12 protein-coding genes and 1 riboswitch are annotated in these 13,997 nt (G+C 44.4%); of the genes, 1 reads left to right on the forward strand and 11 read right to left on the reverse strand.

The window, feature by feature from the left end:
* From aguB to E4K68_RS05065, 10 genes are all read right to left on the reverse strand, one after another.
* Positions 1-876, reverse strand: a complete 876-nt coding sequence (aguB, locus tag E4K68_RS05020) for an N-carbamoylputrescine amidase (protein ID WP_135377761.1) — start codon at positions 874-876, stop codon at positions 1-3.
* Position 877: 1 nt separating this feature from the next.
* Positions 878-1,915, reverse strand: a complete 1,038-nt coding sequence (locus E4K68_RS05025) for an agmatine deiminase family protein (protein WP_135377763.1) — start codon at positions 1,913-1,915, stop codon at positions 878-880.
* A gap of 143 nt (positions 1,916-2,058) precedes the next feature.
* Positions 2,059-2,682: a DUF47 family protein gene (locus tag E4K68_RS05030; protein WP_135377765.1), complete on the reverse strand. Its 624-nt coding sequence runs from the start codon at positions 2,680-2,682 to the stop codon at positions 2,059-2,061.
* A 47-nt stretch (positions 2,683-2,729) separates the two neighbouring features.
* Positions 2,730-3,761, reverse strand: coding sequence for an inorganic phosphate transporter (locus E4K68_RS05035; protein WP_135377766.1), 1,032 nt, complete (start codon positions 3,759-3,761; stop codon positions 2,730-2,732).
* A 125-nt stretch (positions 3,762-3,886) separates the two neighbouring features.
* Positions 3,887-5,581, reverse strand: a complete 1,695-nt coding sequence (locus tag E4K68_RS05040) for a hydantoinase B/oxoprolinase family protein (RefSeq protein ID WP_135377768.1) — start codon at positions 5,579-5,581, stop codon at positions 3,887-3,889.
* Between the two features lie 2 nt (positions 5,582-5,583).
* Positions 5,584-7,749: a hydantoinase/oxoprolinase family protein gene (locus E4K68_RS05045; RefSeq protein ID WP_135377770.1), complete on the reverse strand. Its 2,166-nt coding sequence runs from the start codon at positions 7,747-7,749 to the stop codon at positions 5,584-5,586.
* A gap of 156 nt (positions 7,750-7,905) precedes the next feature.
* Positions 7,906-9,279 (reverse strand): UbiD family decarboxylase, encoded by a 1,374-nt coding sequence (locus tag E4K68_RS05050; RefSeq protein WP_135377772.1) that lies wholly within the window; start codon positions 9,277-9,279, stop codon positions 7,906-7,908.
* A 62-nt stretch (positions 9,280-9,341) separates the two neighbouring features.
* Entirely contained in the window at positions 9,342-9,563 is a 222-nt protein-coding gene (locus E4K68_RS05055; protein ID WP_135377774.1) for a hypothetical protein, read from the reverse strand.
* Between the two features lie 101 nt (positions 9,564-9,664).
* Positions 9,665-9,848: riboswitch (cobalamin riboswitch) on the reverse strand.
* Positions 9,849-10,122: 274 nt separating this feature from the next.
* The gene (gene mch, locus E4K68_RS05060) at positions 10,123-11,100 is read right to left on the reverse strand and encodes a methenyltetrahydromethanopterin cyclohydrolase (RefSeq protein WP_135377776.1); all 978 of its coding nucleotides are present in this window, start codon (positions 11,098-11,100) and stop codon (positions 10,123-10,125) included.
* A 32-nt stretch (positions 11,101-11,132) separates the two neighbouring features.
* Positions 11,133-11,420 (reverse strand): hypothetical protein, encoded by a 288-nt coding sequence (locus E4K68_RS05065; RefSeq protein ID WP_135377778.1) that lies wholly within the window; start codon positions 11,418-11,420, stop codon positions 11,133-11,135.
* A 275-nt stretch (positions 11,421-11,695) separates the two neighbouring features.
* Between E4K68_RS05065 and E4K68_RS05070 the strand changes: the two genes are divergently transcribed.
* The gene (locus E4K68_RS05070; RefSeq protein ID WP_135377780.1) at positions 11,696-13,309 is read left to right on the forward strand and encodes a D-aminoacylase; all 1,614 of its coding nucleotides are present in this window, start codon (positions 11,696-11,698) and stop codon (positions 13,307-13,309) included.
* A gap of 188 nt (positions 13,310-13,497) precedes the next feature.
* Here E4K68_RS05070 and ilvN read toward each other — a convergent pair whose 3' ends face one another.
* A complete protein-coding gene (gene ilvN, locus E4K68_RS05075; RefSeq protein WP_135377782.1) occupies positions 13,498-13,995 on the reverse strand; it encodes an acetolactate synthase small subunit in 498 nt (165 codons plus the stop codon).
* Positions 13,996-13,997: the final 2 nt, after the last annotated feature.

Below are 13,997 nucleotides of genomic sequence, written 5' to 3' on the forward strand. Positions count from 1 at the left end.
TTAAATCCTTAACTCTCCATCATTCGATGAGATAATTTTATACAAATCAGGTCGTCGATCCCGGAAGATTCCCCACTCGAGTCGCTGTATCTCTAATTGCTCCAAGTCAAATTCAGCTATCAGCACAGTTTCTTCTGTTCTGCCCGCTTCGGCTACCTTGTTGCCTTGCGGACCAGCAATAAAGGACGATCCGTAAAAGGTAATACTGGAATCATCGTCCTTTTCAATTCCGATTCGGTTCGAGGCAATCACTGGAATTAAGTTAGCTGCAGCGTGTCCCAACATACAGGTCTGCCAGTGTTCCTTGGAATCGATTGACCCATCTTGGGGCTCAGAGCCAATAGCCGTTGGATAAAAAAGCAGTTCTGCACCCATTAATGCCATACATCGAGCAGCTTCTGGGTACCATTGATCCCAGCAGACCCCCACACCAATTTTCCCAAAACGGGTATTCCAGACCTTAAACCCTGTATCCCCAGGGTTGAAATAGAATTTTTCCTCATAACCTGGACCATCTGGTATATGACTCTTACGGTATTTCCCCAACACATCTCCATTGGCATCAATGACGGCAAGCGAATTATACCGGGCATAGTTCTTTTTTTCATAGAAGCTGATCGGCAATACCACCTGAAGCTCTTTAGCTACTTGTTTAAAATGCTGAACAGCTTTATTCTGCTCTAATTCCGCCGCATAGATATAGTAATTGGATTTTTCCTTTTGACAAAAATATGGGGTCTCGAATAGCTCTTGGAGCAAGATAATTTGAGCGCCCTTGCTAGCTGCTTCCCTAACCAGCCTATCCGCCTTTTCGATATTCTCATTGGTATTTTCAGAACAGCTCATCTGAGTAGCTGCCACTTTTACGTTTCTCACCTTAATTCCTCCCCTCAGGCATCTGCTGGGTTGTGCAATGCACATTTCCGCCCTCGCGGATAATCCCCATCCCATTGACCGTTCGAATCCGCCTTTTAGGGAAAACTTCGCACAACACCTGCGCCGCCAGGCGATCCGTCTCTTTCGCCTTACCGCCAAATACGGGCAAAATGATTCCCCCATTTACAAAATAGAAATTTAGATAACTCAAGGTATAACGCGTATTAGTCTCGGTGTGGCATAATTTCGGCGGCTGCTGGATGGGGATGATTTCAAAGTTTCTTCCCAAGGCATCGGTTTCCTCACGAAGTATCTTTAAGTTTTCTTGGGTAATCGCATAATTTTCATCCTCTGGATCGTCACAAACCTGCAGCAAGATTTTCCCGGGAGCCGCAAAACAGGCGACATTATCCACATGCCCGTCGGTCTCATCCCCGTCTAACCCTTTTTTCAACCAGATGACTTTCCGCACATTCAAAAAGTTCTTTAACTCAACTTCGATCTGTTCTTTAGTGAGTTCTGGGTTTCGGTTGGGATTCAGGAGACACTCCTCCGTTGTCAAAAGCGTGTCTTCTCCGTCTACATGAAGGGAACCTCCCTCCATCACTAGAGGAGCATCAAACCGTTTCAATCCAACAGAATCAAGAATTTGCGGAGCTACCTGATCGTCCAAATCCCACGGGGCATATTTGCCACCCCAAGCATTGAACCGCCAGTTTACCCCTGCTAACTCCCCGCTATCATGGACTAGAAATGTCGGCCCATTATCCCGTAGCCACGCATCATTATGCTCGATAGAAAGGCATTCAATCCGTTCGTTCTGAAATATTTGAGCGAGGTTTTCCAGATCGCCAGGATTCACCACGACAGTCACTGGTTCAAATTCGGCAATCGCCTGGATAATTTCGGCATAGCCCCGGCAGACTGCTTCGAAGTCCTCAGGATAACACATGGAGGCTTGAACAGGCCATGAAATAAACGTGCGCATATGCTTGGCCCATTCTGCAGGCATTTTAAAGTTTAAATTAATCGGATACATTGCATTCCCTCTTATTCATAGTTTTATGGACTATTCTTCTTATTCTACTTCATCATATAAAGAATATAAACCTTAAGTAACCTAACCTTCATTCTAAATATATTTCTAGATCTACTATCCTGATTCTAATCCAGTTTTCTCAATTAGACCACACGCACTACAATTTTGTGTAGAACGTCTGTGGTATATCCTAAAAAAACTGCGGCATCTTTGATATGATGATAAACTTCTCTATATTTCAAGGCTTGCATCAGATCTGGGCTCTTAAATAGCTCTACCATACCTGCTCGATACTCATCTTCAATGGTCATCTGAATCTTACGTATAGTTCCTATTTGAATTTGAGACTTGCGAGGAACATCTTTTAAAAGATCGATTGCCTCCACAAGTTGATCTGTCCCTCCCTTTAATTGCTGTACCATATTTTGAATAATAGTATCCGTTACCACTTCAAAGGCTTCCATTTCTATAAGCGTAGATTTCGCGTATTCAACAATTCTATCCATTTCCACGGAAAGCGAATATATATCCTGCCGATCAAATGGAGTGACAAAAGCTTCTATTAAATTGTCTTCCATAGTAAAACGATACCTGTCCGCAGCATCCGCTTCACGAATTAAAAGCTGGTAGTCTTCTTCTGATCGACTGGTAAGCCAAGAACATAGATGTCCCACTACGTTAGTTGATGCTTCTGCTTGATCTCTTATCATTTTATAAAAGTCACGTTTTACTGGAAACAACCTCTCCCAAAAATTCGCTTTAGCCATTACTACCTCCTATGTTCTTTAAAAATAAGCATAAACTTCGACTATGATTACATTAACGAAGATATGTAATATACCAAAGCCGCAACTATTGCGGACGCGGGTATTGTGATACACCACGCAATAATGATTTCTTTACCAATCTTCCAGTTAACCATCCGGAATTCATCCGCCCCTCCAACTCCTGCTACACTACCAACAACAACATGCGTCGTAGAAACGGGTGCCCCAAGAACTGTTGCCAAGACAATGCACCCACCCGAGGATAGTTGAGAATTCAGACTATGGATCGGGCGAATCGTATAGATGCCTCTCCCGATGGTTTTCATGATAGGCCAACCTCCAAGCAACGTACCTGCGAACATGACTGCACCAGCTAATCCTTTGGTCCAGATTGACCCACCTTGGCCGCTTGAATAACTTGCTGAAGCTAGAGCTAGCGATATTATTCCAACCGTCTTTTGAGTATCATTAGCCCCATGGCTATAAGCCAATAAACCGGCAATGACCCATTGCATTCTTTTTATCCAACGATTGATTGAGAACTTTGCATTTCGCAAGGCAATATTCGAGATTGTTTGAAGCATAAAAGCAACCATAAATCCTAGCACAGGAGATAATATTAAGGCTGCAACAATTTTCGTGATTCCTATCAATTGGTGGCCTGGACCAATTAGCTCGCTCCACCCCCACAAAATGTAATTCGAACCACGAGCAATCCACACAGCTCCCACTAATCCACCCACCAAAGCATGAGTGGAACTTGACGGGAAACCAAATTTCCAAGTGATTAAGTTCCATACCACAGCCCCAATCATTGCGGCCAAAAGTACTTTAAGCAAGGCCGTTTCTGTCGGTATTATTACTATGCCAGAAACGGTATTTGCTACAGCGCTGCCACTCGTCAGCGCTCCGACAAAACCACAGATTGCCGCCAAAAATATCGCCTGGCTCGGGTTCGCCGCTCCGCAGGAAATAAAGGTTGCCACAACAGAACTGGCATCGTGAAGACCATTGGTTAACGTAAAAATTAGCGCAGCAAAGATTACAATAGCTAGAATCAGTACCGAGGAAATAGACATTCTACCACCTCCCAAAATACTTTGTCTAAAATGGACTCAAAATGAAGGCTAGTCCCTCTAACATCGGGTCTAGCCTTCATTATACAATAATGCTTCCTTATTTTCTTGTTTCCCTTCCCATTGATTTAATCACTATCTTCTAAGACAACCCCATAGTCCTGCCTGGCCTTGGACGGAGATATAATACCATTTATTACATCTTGCCGTACCCTCTCTGGATCTCGCTGCAAGGGGTCTCCCCACCCCCCCCCACCTGAAGTAATCACAGTGAGTACCGTTCCCTTTGGCAACGAACGATCACTTTCTTTACTTTCCATAGTGATCCGTTGTCCATCTTCCATTGTCAATTCGGCAAAATTCAGACTGCCCGATTTCCCTGAAACAGAGCCAAAGGGTGGAATTTTCATCCCGTCACCGAACATGACAATATTGGTTGGTTCACCATAAAATTTCAGACTATACCGAATACCTGGTCCCCCACGCCACATCCCTGACCCAGCACTATCCATTTCCATCTCGTGACATAACGTTAAATGAGGATACTGGATTTCATTGGCTTCAATATTAGGGGCACGTACTCCTCCATAGTTAGATAGGGGTGCCATATAGGCGTAACCATCCCGCCCAGCAATTCCTCCGCCAGAACCCAGAGCACAAAAGGCGAAGCCGACGTAAAATTCCTGGTTACGAGGGTCAATGCCATAAAAAGACGGGCCACAGTAACGTCCAAAACCTGCGGGTAATCGGTCCCCAGCGACCGTGTCCAAGGCTTGAAAAATGGCGCTAATGATTTCACTTGCTGGAGTCAACGTACTTAACGTGACCGGCGCAGGATCATGTGGATTAACCAAACTCCCTTTAGGCATATTTACCTTAATCGCCCGGAAAGCCCCGCTATTACGAGGAATATCTGGTCCCAAGGCCCAAAGGGCACCAATCCAAGCTGCAGTCGTACTAGTAACCAGAGCAGTATTTACAAAGCCTTTGACCTGAGAATCAGTCCCGTCAAAGTCAAGAGTCATTTCCTCTGCACGAACTTTAACCGTAACCTTAATTTTGATTGGATTCGTTTGGAAACCATCATCATCGACCCATTCTTCCCCAATGTAATCTCCATTTGGCAAACCTTTGATGGCTAATCGAGTGAGTTTTTCAGCATGATCTAGAAGATACCCCACCGTTTCCTTGATTCGTGCTGGGGAGTAATTGTTAAGCAATTCTTTTAAACGAACACTCCCAATATTGTTGGCTCCCATTTGCGCCCACAAATCATTTTGCAGCATTTGCGGATTTCTGACATTGCGAGTGATCAGGTCCATAACCTCGTTGATAACCCGCCCCTGACTCACAAGTTTAATCGGGGGAATACGTAAACCTTCCTGGAAAATCTCGGTCGCCTTAGCATTATAACTACCGGCAACAGACCCACCAATATCTCCGTGATGAGCCCTGCTAACACAGTAGAATAGAACCTCTCCATCCACGACCAGTGGGGTGATTATGCCGATATCCGGAAGATGATTCCCCCCTTGATATGGATCATTTATGATAAAAACGTCGCCCTCTTCGACCTGTCCAGGATATTTCTTAATAATTTCCTTAACGCTAAATGTTCCTGCAGCTGCTAAGATAGGAATGCCATTGATCTGAGAGACTAAATCTCCATCTCCGTTACAGATCCCACAGGCGAAATCGCAGGCCTCGGCAAAAATAGGGGATCTGGACGATCGTTCTAAAGCATAGCCCATTTCCTTGGTAATCGTATCCAAACGATTGGCAATAACTGCCTGCTCGATAACCTCATCCATTTTGGCATTCATCGTTATCGTCCATCCTTTCCTATTCTAATCCTTAAGTTGCCCGCCAGATCTAGTTCAGCCTGACAGTTCTCTTCTACTAAGATGGTCACAAAGTCCTTTCTAATTAACGCTGGGCCTCTTAACTTCATTCCTGTATATAAGTCTCGCCCCTGATAAACTTCTATCTGCTGAAAAGATCCATGCCAATAGACCGATTGTAACTTATTAGTTTCAGGTATCTCTTTACTACCATTATCACCTTTACCCCTTGTGCCCCGTAATTCCCCTGTGTTCCCTATATCCCATTTCGCTCTTTTGTTGTCCAGTGCTCGTCTTGTTTTCTCCAGGTACGAGCGTGTTTTGATCCTTTCTTGAAAGAAATCTTCCTTTTCCTTAGCTAACAGTCGCAGGTTCACAAGTTCTAAGAGCTTCTCCGGCTGGCTATAACCGTAAAGTCTACGATGGTTATTGTGAAAATTCTGAGCTAACTGTTGCCAAACTGATGGATCATTCGTACCACAAGGCAGGGCTGTGTTAATTTCATGATGCTGATCAGGGTACTTTAAATCTGCAGACCAAACGTACTCACTCTGATCGATACTTACGCCGAGGCGAGACAACTCTTGATCCGCTTGCCGTTGAAGTTCCATTACGATTTGATTCCAACTTGGGCCTGGCGTCTCACCTAACACTATAAAGAGACTGCGCAAGACTTCAATCTGAAAACAAGCGTGGTGCAGTCCTTGGGCACAGAAAACGGACGCTAGCTCAGGAACTACAACTTCCTGAATCCCTACCCCCGCTGCCAAAGCTGTCGCAAACAACGGCAGTGCACCACCGACAGCGGCCAAGGCGAATAAACGGGGATCATAGCCTTTCTTGACGGTCATAAGGTAAACGGCATCCACCATCAAGGAGAGCGCCACCTGATAAATGGCATAGGCTGCTTCAGGGACGGATAAACCTAATGGTTGAGCAATCTTCGTTTCAATAGCCTTATAGGCTAATTTCTCATCTAAAGCCATGCGTCCACCTAAAAAACCCGAACTGTCTAATAGACCCATGATCAAAGCCGCATCAGTGATGGTGGGTTCTTGACCCCCTAAACCATAACAAGCAGGCCCAGGCTTCGCACCGGCAGAATGTGGTCCAACCCGCAACATTCCTCCCTTATCCAACCAAGCAATACTTCCCCCACCTGCCCCAACTGTATGAATATCTAACATCGGCAATTGGACAGGGTATCCGGCGATCTCGGCCTGATGGTTCACTTCCATCGTTCCTTGCCTAATTAGGGAAACATCAAAGCTTGTCCCCCCCATATCTGCCACGACCAATTCGGGCAAATCCTGTTCATGAGCCAAGGCCCATCCCCCTTTGACCCCTCCAGCCGGACCGGAAAACAAACTGTGCACAGCACGCTGACTTGCTTGCCTTAAATCCGTTAAACCGCCATTATTCTGGGCGATGGATATTGGCACTTGAAGACCGTTATTACGCATGTGAGACCTCAAATCCAGTAGATAATTACTTAACACAGGACTTAAGCGTGCATTTAGAACTGTTGTGGTAGTTCGTTCATATTCCCCAAGTTGGGAAGAAAGTTCAGACGAAAGCGTGATAAATACGTTGGGCAAAAGACCTTGCAATTGATCTTTAAACCCTTCTTCATGCTCCGGATTACGACAGGCAAAGAGCAAACATACCGCAACGGATTCTACCTCTTGTTGCCGCAAGAAATCGGCAATCTCCTTTATTTGGGCGTGATCCACGGATTTGATAGACATACCCTTATAATCCATACGTTCCCGAAGCCCTATGCGCAAATACCGCGGTACTAAAACGGGGGGTAAAGCAACACGAAAATCCCATTGTTCAGCCAAACGTGAACGTCTTAATTCCAATGAATCGCGAAAGCCCTCGGTCGTGATCAAAGCTGTTTTTGCACCTTGACCCTGCAGCAAGGCATTGATACCTACAGTCGTCCCATGAATAAACTTGTCGGTTTGCCCAAGGAATTCTGAGAGTGATAAGCCGAAACCCTGCGCCAAATCAGTTAGGCCTCGCAAAATCGATTCCAGAGGGTTTTCTAGGCCAGAAGGAACCTTGGTGGTAAAGGAACATCCATGCTGATCCCGAACCACAAAGTCCGCGAACGTACCCCCTACATCAACTGCAATTTTGTACATTTCTTCCATCTCCCTGTTAGCTAAAAATAAGTAAAATAAGCTTTAAAACCACCTTGATTCTTTTAGACCCTTCTCTCTAGTCATAATGAAGAAGTCCCCATTGTGGGGACTAAAGCTAATAAAAAATAAGCATTCAACAATCCATTCGAACCCCAGTTATAGGCCGAAGGACTCCATAAAACGCTGTACCTTATGCTGAACCTCAGATGACATCTCCACTGTGGGCGCAAAACCTGAAAGGGGTTTCGTCGCATCAATACCCATTTTGGCAGTTCGACTTAATTCATCACTCGAAGGATCTAAAGTACAGCCCATACCCATATGCTGCGGTATGATCGTCACTCCTCTATCCGCTTGAAGTCTAGTGGCCATGGCCCAAAGCACCTGGCGTTCATCGAAAACGTCCACATCTTCATCGACTACAACGACCATCTTCAGATTATGATCCACCGAGAAGGCCGTAAAGATGGCTTGCTGGGCCTGTCCCTCAGCAATCTTCTTCATGGAAATGTAACAGTGGAACAATCCACAAGCCGAAATGGGAGCATGAACACTTTTAATATTAGGCAGAGTCCTTTTCAGCGCATTCAGGACATCCCCTTCTCGCTGTACAGCGACAATCGTAATATGCTCTGAACTCATGGCTGGTGTAATATCCTGAAAGAGCGGTTTCGTGCGGTACTGAATTGCCTTAACCTTGAACAAATTTTCCGTGCTGCGATAACAGGCATAATTTGTGAATTCTGCAAAAGGGCCTTCAGCTTCTCGTTCTCCTGCGACGATTTCCCCCTCGATGATAACCTCAGCATAAGCAGGAACCGTCAGATCGACCATCTTGCAGCGAGCGACCTTCAGCGGAGACCCAAATAATCCCCCCATCGCTGCAAATTTACCTTGATCATAAGGGATCAAGGCCATTGACCCCATCGAAATATTAGGGTGGATACCGAGTACAATCGTCGCTTCGAGCGATTTACCCATTTCTTCCGAGCGGCGGAAGTACTCCCATAAACGTTGCCTAGAATGGAGGCTAATCCCTAATTTGTCCCTACCCTTTAACTGCATCCGGTGATAACCTGCTGTATCAGCACCCGTCACTGGATCTTTAGCAATGACCAAGCCTGCTGTAATGTAGGGTCCAGCATCAATTGGGAAGTGAGTCAAAATTGGCAATTTATACAAATCAACCTCTGGGCCTATAACAACATTCTCCCGAAACGGAGCATCAGCTATCTCGACAGGCTCGATCCGCTGATTGATTCGCTTGGAAAACTCAGCGGCAAGATCGTTGGGATGAACACCCATAGCCAATGCCAAACGCTCGCGAGGAGCCAAAACATTAGTGACAACGGAGATATCATGCCCTTTAACGTTATCAAAAATCGTCAGCGGATAGCGCCGCACTTTCTCTAATTCCATAATCAAGGTACTAATTTCATACTTTGGGTCAATCTCCTCATGAATATGGACAACCTCTAAGGGGTTTTGCTGCTTAACTCGTTCGATAAATGATCTCAGATCCTGCTCCAACTTCTACGCCTCCTCAAATAATCATGTTAATATTTAATAAGCCTCAATGAAAGTGGAGCGACCTATTGAGCTGATCCACTTTTATGTAAGGCATCAACAACAAACTTAGTCAAGATAGTACCTCCAATGATACTTACATCCGCCGTCATACACGACGAAATCAAAACGACTTTAAGCGGTAACTTCAAAACTATAAAGAGACCTGCCCCAACGCAGAAGTTCCCGACAAGTTTGTATCGACCTGTGCCAATAGTAGTGACTCCACTTAATGTATCGCTAATCACCTCTCATTCTCACCCACAATGCAAAAAGACAATAGAAAAAGCCCACAGTCCTATATGACTGTAGACTTTACCATCGCCCATTATTAGCCTTATCAAAAAAGGCTAAGTTCAATATTACAGGCAGGTCTTCTGGCTCAAAGTTCATCATCGCCGTACGCCTTCCCAGCAAATGCCAGTGGCCAGTGTACAGGACTCCCTCTTCACAGTGGTGGGTCCGCTCAGGATTAATATACTACCTGATTCCCTATTCTCCCCAATTGGGGCACCTGTAATAATTCCTTATTACCAATCCACCATGAATTAAGAGTGGATTATGTGTTTTTTATATGTTTCGACGCCATTATTAAATTCCCTGCTTCTAATCATGAACTAGGGTAAATTCTTTTTCGATGAGTTTCGTTGATAGACAGATCAAAACGGTAAAACCCACGTCTGAGCCTTACCGCTTTGATACTTATCAATTTTATTGTTTTCCAGAAGCATTTACCTATATTCTAAACCATTGATCTTAATTATTTCTAAACAGTTTATAAACAATCTATAAACGAATGCTCTACCCTCAGTTTATTCCTAGCCCAAATGAATTACGCAAAATATCAGGACGCAAGGATCCGGCATGAAACGAGTTACCACTCTTTAAATTACATAACCACACTTCCGCAGGGCTAAACAGACGTGGGTCGATATCGTAAAAATCCCCACATTCCTTATACACCTCCGCAAAAGGTCGACCATATTCCCGAGAAGACGATGACGGAACCAGCTTCACCAGAGAATCGAGAGCTTTATCATCATCATGAAGGTAATAAAGTACTGTCGAACCATAAAGAAGCGCATCGTTTGTCCGCCCAAGGGCACTTAGATTATCACCCGCTACTGGTGATAACGGACAAATACCCGAACCGGATACTATGTTCTCTATATTATAGCCCAGTTCCATGAGTTTAGATAAGCCAGTTTCCAAGGCTCGTGCCGCTATCTGAACTGAACCCACCTGTGACGCAGTAGGGGCTACCATGATATAGAGATTTGTGGGATCGCATTGACACTCCTCTAAAATATACCGAACCACCTCTTCTGAAGGAAGTTCCTCACTTTCCAAACAAATGATCGCTGTCTCCGAATAATCCTCATAGCCTGAAACTTCAAATACTTCACCCTCATGAACAATAGCACGTCCCGGACCAGAACCCATTGCTAATAACTTGCCATTTTTAATAGGCCATCCGGCATATTGGGACGCCAGACAAGCTCGGATCGGATGATCAGAGACTACTTCAACTGCGGGCCAGTGCAACCCATTAAAGTCTGACCAATGTTGTTGAACCTGGGCTAGCCCTCCGAGGCAAACAGACGCGAACAAGGTCCCTGCTTCCCAGCCACCCTGAACATGAACACCGCAATCGATCACTGTTACCCCATTTTGTTTGTGAACCTTGACCCGAAGCAGTTCGCTCCGGGAGAGGAATTTCTGAACCAACGGGAAAGCCTGACGGTTAGGACTTAATTCATGGGTTTGGCTAAGCGGCAAAAGCATAGTGTTTCCCTTCTCCAAGTGAAATTATTGTTCTACAATCTCTCGTACTCACCCTTAGCATTAAGATATTGAATATCCCTGCAACCATAATATTCTCCATACATATCTAACGGATCAAAGCCCCTTGGTCTAGTACAGTCATCCGAGTAGCCGATATAGTAGACTTCCAGGTCCTGGTCTCTCATACGGAATATATACTGTGGTTCAGCTTCAAACTTTTTGATTAGTTGTTCAAATTCCTCAGTACCTTTTTTAGCGTCCGAAGAGAAATACTCGATCATGGATTTTTTTTCGATGCAATCCTCAGTAATCTTAAACATACTCAAACCGCCTTCACTCTAATCTCGAATTTTCTGACTTGATATTATCATACCATATATTTAGTCAGCAAGCCGTATCCGGACGGGTTTTAAGCCCTTTGTCCAAGACGACTTCAAAGCCATCTGAAAGCATTCCTTTCTTACTGATTTTCACTGTTCCGCAGAATGCCCTTATGTTAGAATTACTTGTACACCCTTAAATGTGGACCCTACAAGTGGTTTAGCACTAAAGGATGGTAAAAGCATGTTATGAAAATTGAAAGGGTCTGTTTTTTATGTACGATATTGCAATAATTAATGGTTTAGTCATAGATGGAACCGGTAACTCGCCAATTCAAAGTGACGTTGGTATTAAGAACGGGACAATAGTTGAGGTGGCTAAAACTCTGTCAGCAAAGGCTACCTTGATTATCGACGCCAGACACAAAATGGTGACACCGGGGTTTATTGATGTGCATAGCCATAGTGACTTGGTGCCCTTTATGTCAGGTTCAATTCGTGAAAGTAAGATAAGACAAGGGGTTACAACTGAAGTAGTTGGGCAATGTGGTTTAGGATCAGCACCGTTCATAGATACAATGCAAGACTGGCGTAATTACTTAACCCCCATCTTAGGAACTGGGCCTCAAACTTGGGATTGGCCCAAGTTTGAGACGTTTATGCATGATTTGAGCCAAGCAAAAAAGCCTAATAACTTAGCGGTATTACTTGGTCATGGCGCAATAAGGGCACAAATTTTAGGGTTGGAAAATGTCGCGCCTTCAACATCGGATCTTTCGGCTATGTGCAGGATTGTCGATGAGGGGATGTCACATGGCGCTCTCGGAATTTCCTACGGTTTGGCTTACTTACCAGGAATGTTTGCGACTCAACAAGAACTTATTGCCTTAAGCTCAGTCGTGGCGGCTCATAAGGGCTTCATGATGATTCATATTCGCAGCCACTCTCTCCAAATTCGTGAGAGCATGATCGAAGCCTTAACCGTAGCCAAAGTATCCGGGGTTAAGTTGCAAATTTCTCATATGCGTTCCTATGCTAATCGGGATTATGGTATATCTGGTCAAGCCTTACTAGAATTAGTGGAACAAGCTAGGGCTGATGGCGTAGACGTCACGTTTGATGAGCACCCGTATCGAGCAGGTAGTACCCTATTATCTCAAATCCTTCCTCCATGGGCAAAGGAAGGTGGTAGTCCTGAAATAGTACGCAGACTAAAGGACCCCCAATTGCGGGCTAGGCTAAAGGAAGAATTGAATAATCCAGGACTCGATTATCCGGGTTGGGATAACTTTGTTGGAATGGTTGGCTGGTCCAACATCATGATAAGCTCAGTGTTTAGCCAACAAAATAAATGGACAGAGGGTCAAACAGCAGCACAGTTAGTCACGAAAATAGGCTTAGAAAAAACGGAACTGGTTCATGAAATTATAGATCAGATCGCTGAACTCTTAATTAGTGAAGATAGCCGAGGTTCTATGGTGATGCAGAATCTATTTGCCGAAGAAGATATTATTGAGTTGCTTAAACACCCCTTATGTCAAATAGGTTCAGATGGAATCCCTACGGGCAAACCTCATCCCCGTTTATATGGTACCTTCCCTAAGTTTTTGGGGGAATATGTCCGCGATAAAAAAATTATGACTTGGGCAGAAGGGGTTAAGAGAATAACTGGAGACCCAGCCCTTAGGTTGAACTTAGCGAATAAGGGATTTGTCAAAACGGGCTATAGTGCCGACCTGGTAGTCTTTGACCCTGAAAATATTAATGCCCCCGAAGATTATAACAATCCCTCTGCGTCTCCCATAGGGATAAATTACACAGTAGTCAATGGTCACGTCTCCATGGCAAATGGCGAGATTTTATGTACTTCAGCCGGAAAACTGATCTAAGAAAACAAATCTCTAATCGCAGAGAAGGCAACTGAACGAGCGGAAGCAAGATAATTAAAATAAACAGCCCCCGACTTTAGTTGGGATGAACGCGAACAACGTTTCTTTACGTTATAAGCGAGCTAATCTGCAACTATCGTCGAGGGCTTCATTATTTTTATCAAGTGTAATAACATTCAATTTGATGCTCATTGATCCTTGGCTGGAATTGGACCCCGTGAAAGAGCGATCTTCCCCGTTCGTGCAATTTCGATAATTCCATGGTCATCGTCTAGTACTTGGCATAGAGCATCTATCTTTGTTTCATCACCTGAAAGTTCTATCACCATCGTCTCCCGATTAACGTCGACAATGCTTGCCCGAAAAATATCGACAATATTAATGATATCCGAACGTGTCTCTACACTTGCTTTAACCTTAATTAAAGCTAACTCACGCTGGATCGATTCTACCGCTGTAAGGTCACTAATCTTGATAACATCTACTAACTTTGACAATTGGTTGACAACCTGTTCCTGCTCGATCTCATCCCCTTCAACCACAATTGTAATCCTAGTGGTATCAGGTTCTTCCGTATATCCGGCTGCTATACTTTCGATATTAAAAGCCCGACGACTAATCAGTCCGGAAATATGAGTTAAAACCCCCGGTTTATTTTCGACTAAAACGGCAAGTGTGTGTTTCATGC

It is taken from the genome of Desulfosporosinus sp. Sb-LF (assembly GCF_004766055.1).
In the GTDB taxonomy this organism is placed as follows: domain Bacteria; phylum Bacillota; class Desulfitobacteriia; order Desulfitobacteriales; family Desulfitobacteriaceae; genus Desulfosporosinus.

What these genes read in the sequence shown, in the direction of transcription:
- E4K68_RS05045 (WP_135377770.1), bottom strand. Translation starts at nt 7,749, where the DNA reads ATGTACAAAATTGCAGTTGATGTAGGGGGTACGTTCGCGGACTTTGTG.
- E4K68_RS05025 (WP_135377763.1), bottom strand. Translation starts at nt 1,915, where the DNA reads ATGTATCCGATTAATTTAAACTTTAAAATGCCTGCAGAATGGGCCAAG.
- E4K68_RS05070 (WP_135377780.1), top strand. Translation starts at nt 11,696, where the DNA reads ATGTACGATATTGCAATAATTAATGGTTTAGTCATAGATGGAACCGGT.
- E4K68_RS05035 (WP_135377766.1), bottom strand. Translation starts at nt 3,761, where the DNA reads ATGTCTATTTCCTCGGTACTGATTCTAGCTATTGTAATCTTTGCTGCG.
- ilvN (WP_135377782.1), bottom strand. Translation starts at nt 13,995, where the DNA reads ATGAAACACACACTTGCCGTTTTAGTCGAAAATAAACCGGGGGTTTTA.
- mch (WP_135377776.1), bottom strand. Translation starts at nt 11,100, where the DNA reads ATGCTTTTGCCGCTTAGCCAAACCCATGAATTAAGTCCTAACCGTCAG.
- E4K68_RS05040 (WP_135377768.1), bottom strand. Translation starts at nt 5,581, where the DNA reads ATGAATGCCAAAATGGATGAGGTTATCGAGCAGGCAGTTATTGCCAAT.
- E4K68_RS05065 (WP_135377778.1), bottom strand. Translation starts at nt 11,420, where the DNA reads ATGTTTAAGATTACTGAGGATTGCATCGAAAAAAAATCCATGATCGAG.
- E4K68_RS05030 (WP_135377765.1), bottom strand. Translation starts at nt 2,682, where the DNA reads ATGGCTAAAGCGAATTTTTGGGAGAGGTTGTTTCCAGTAAAACGTGAC.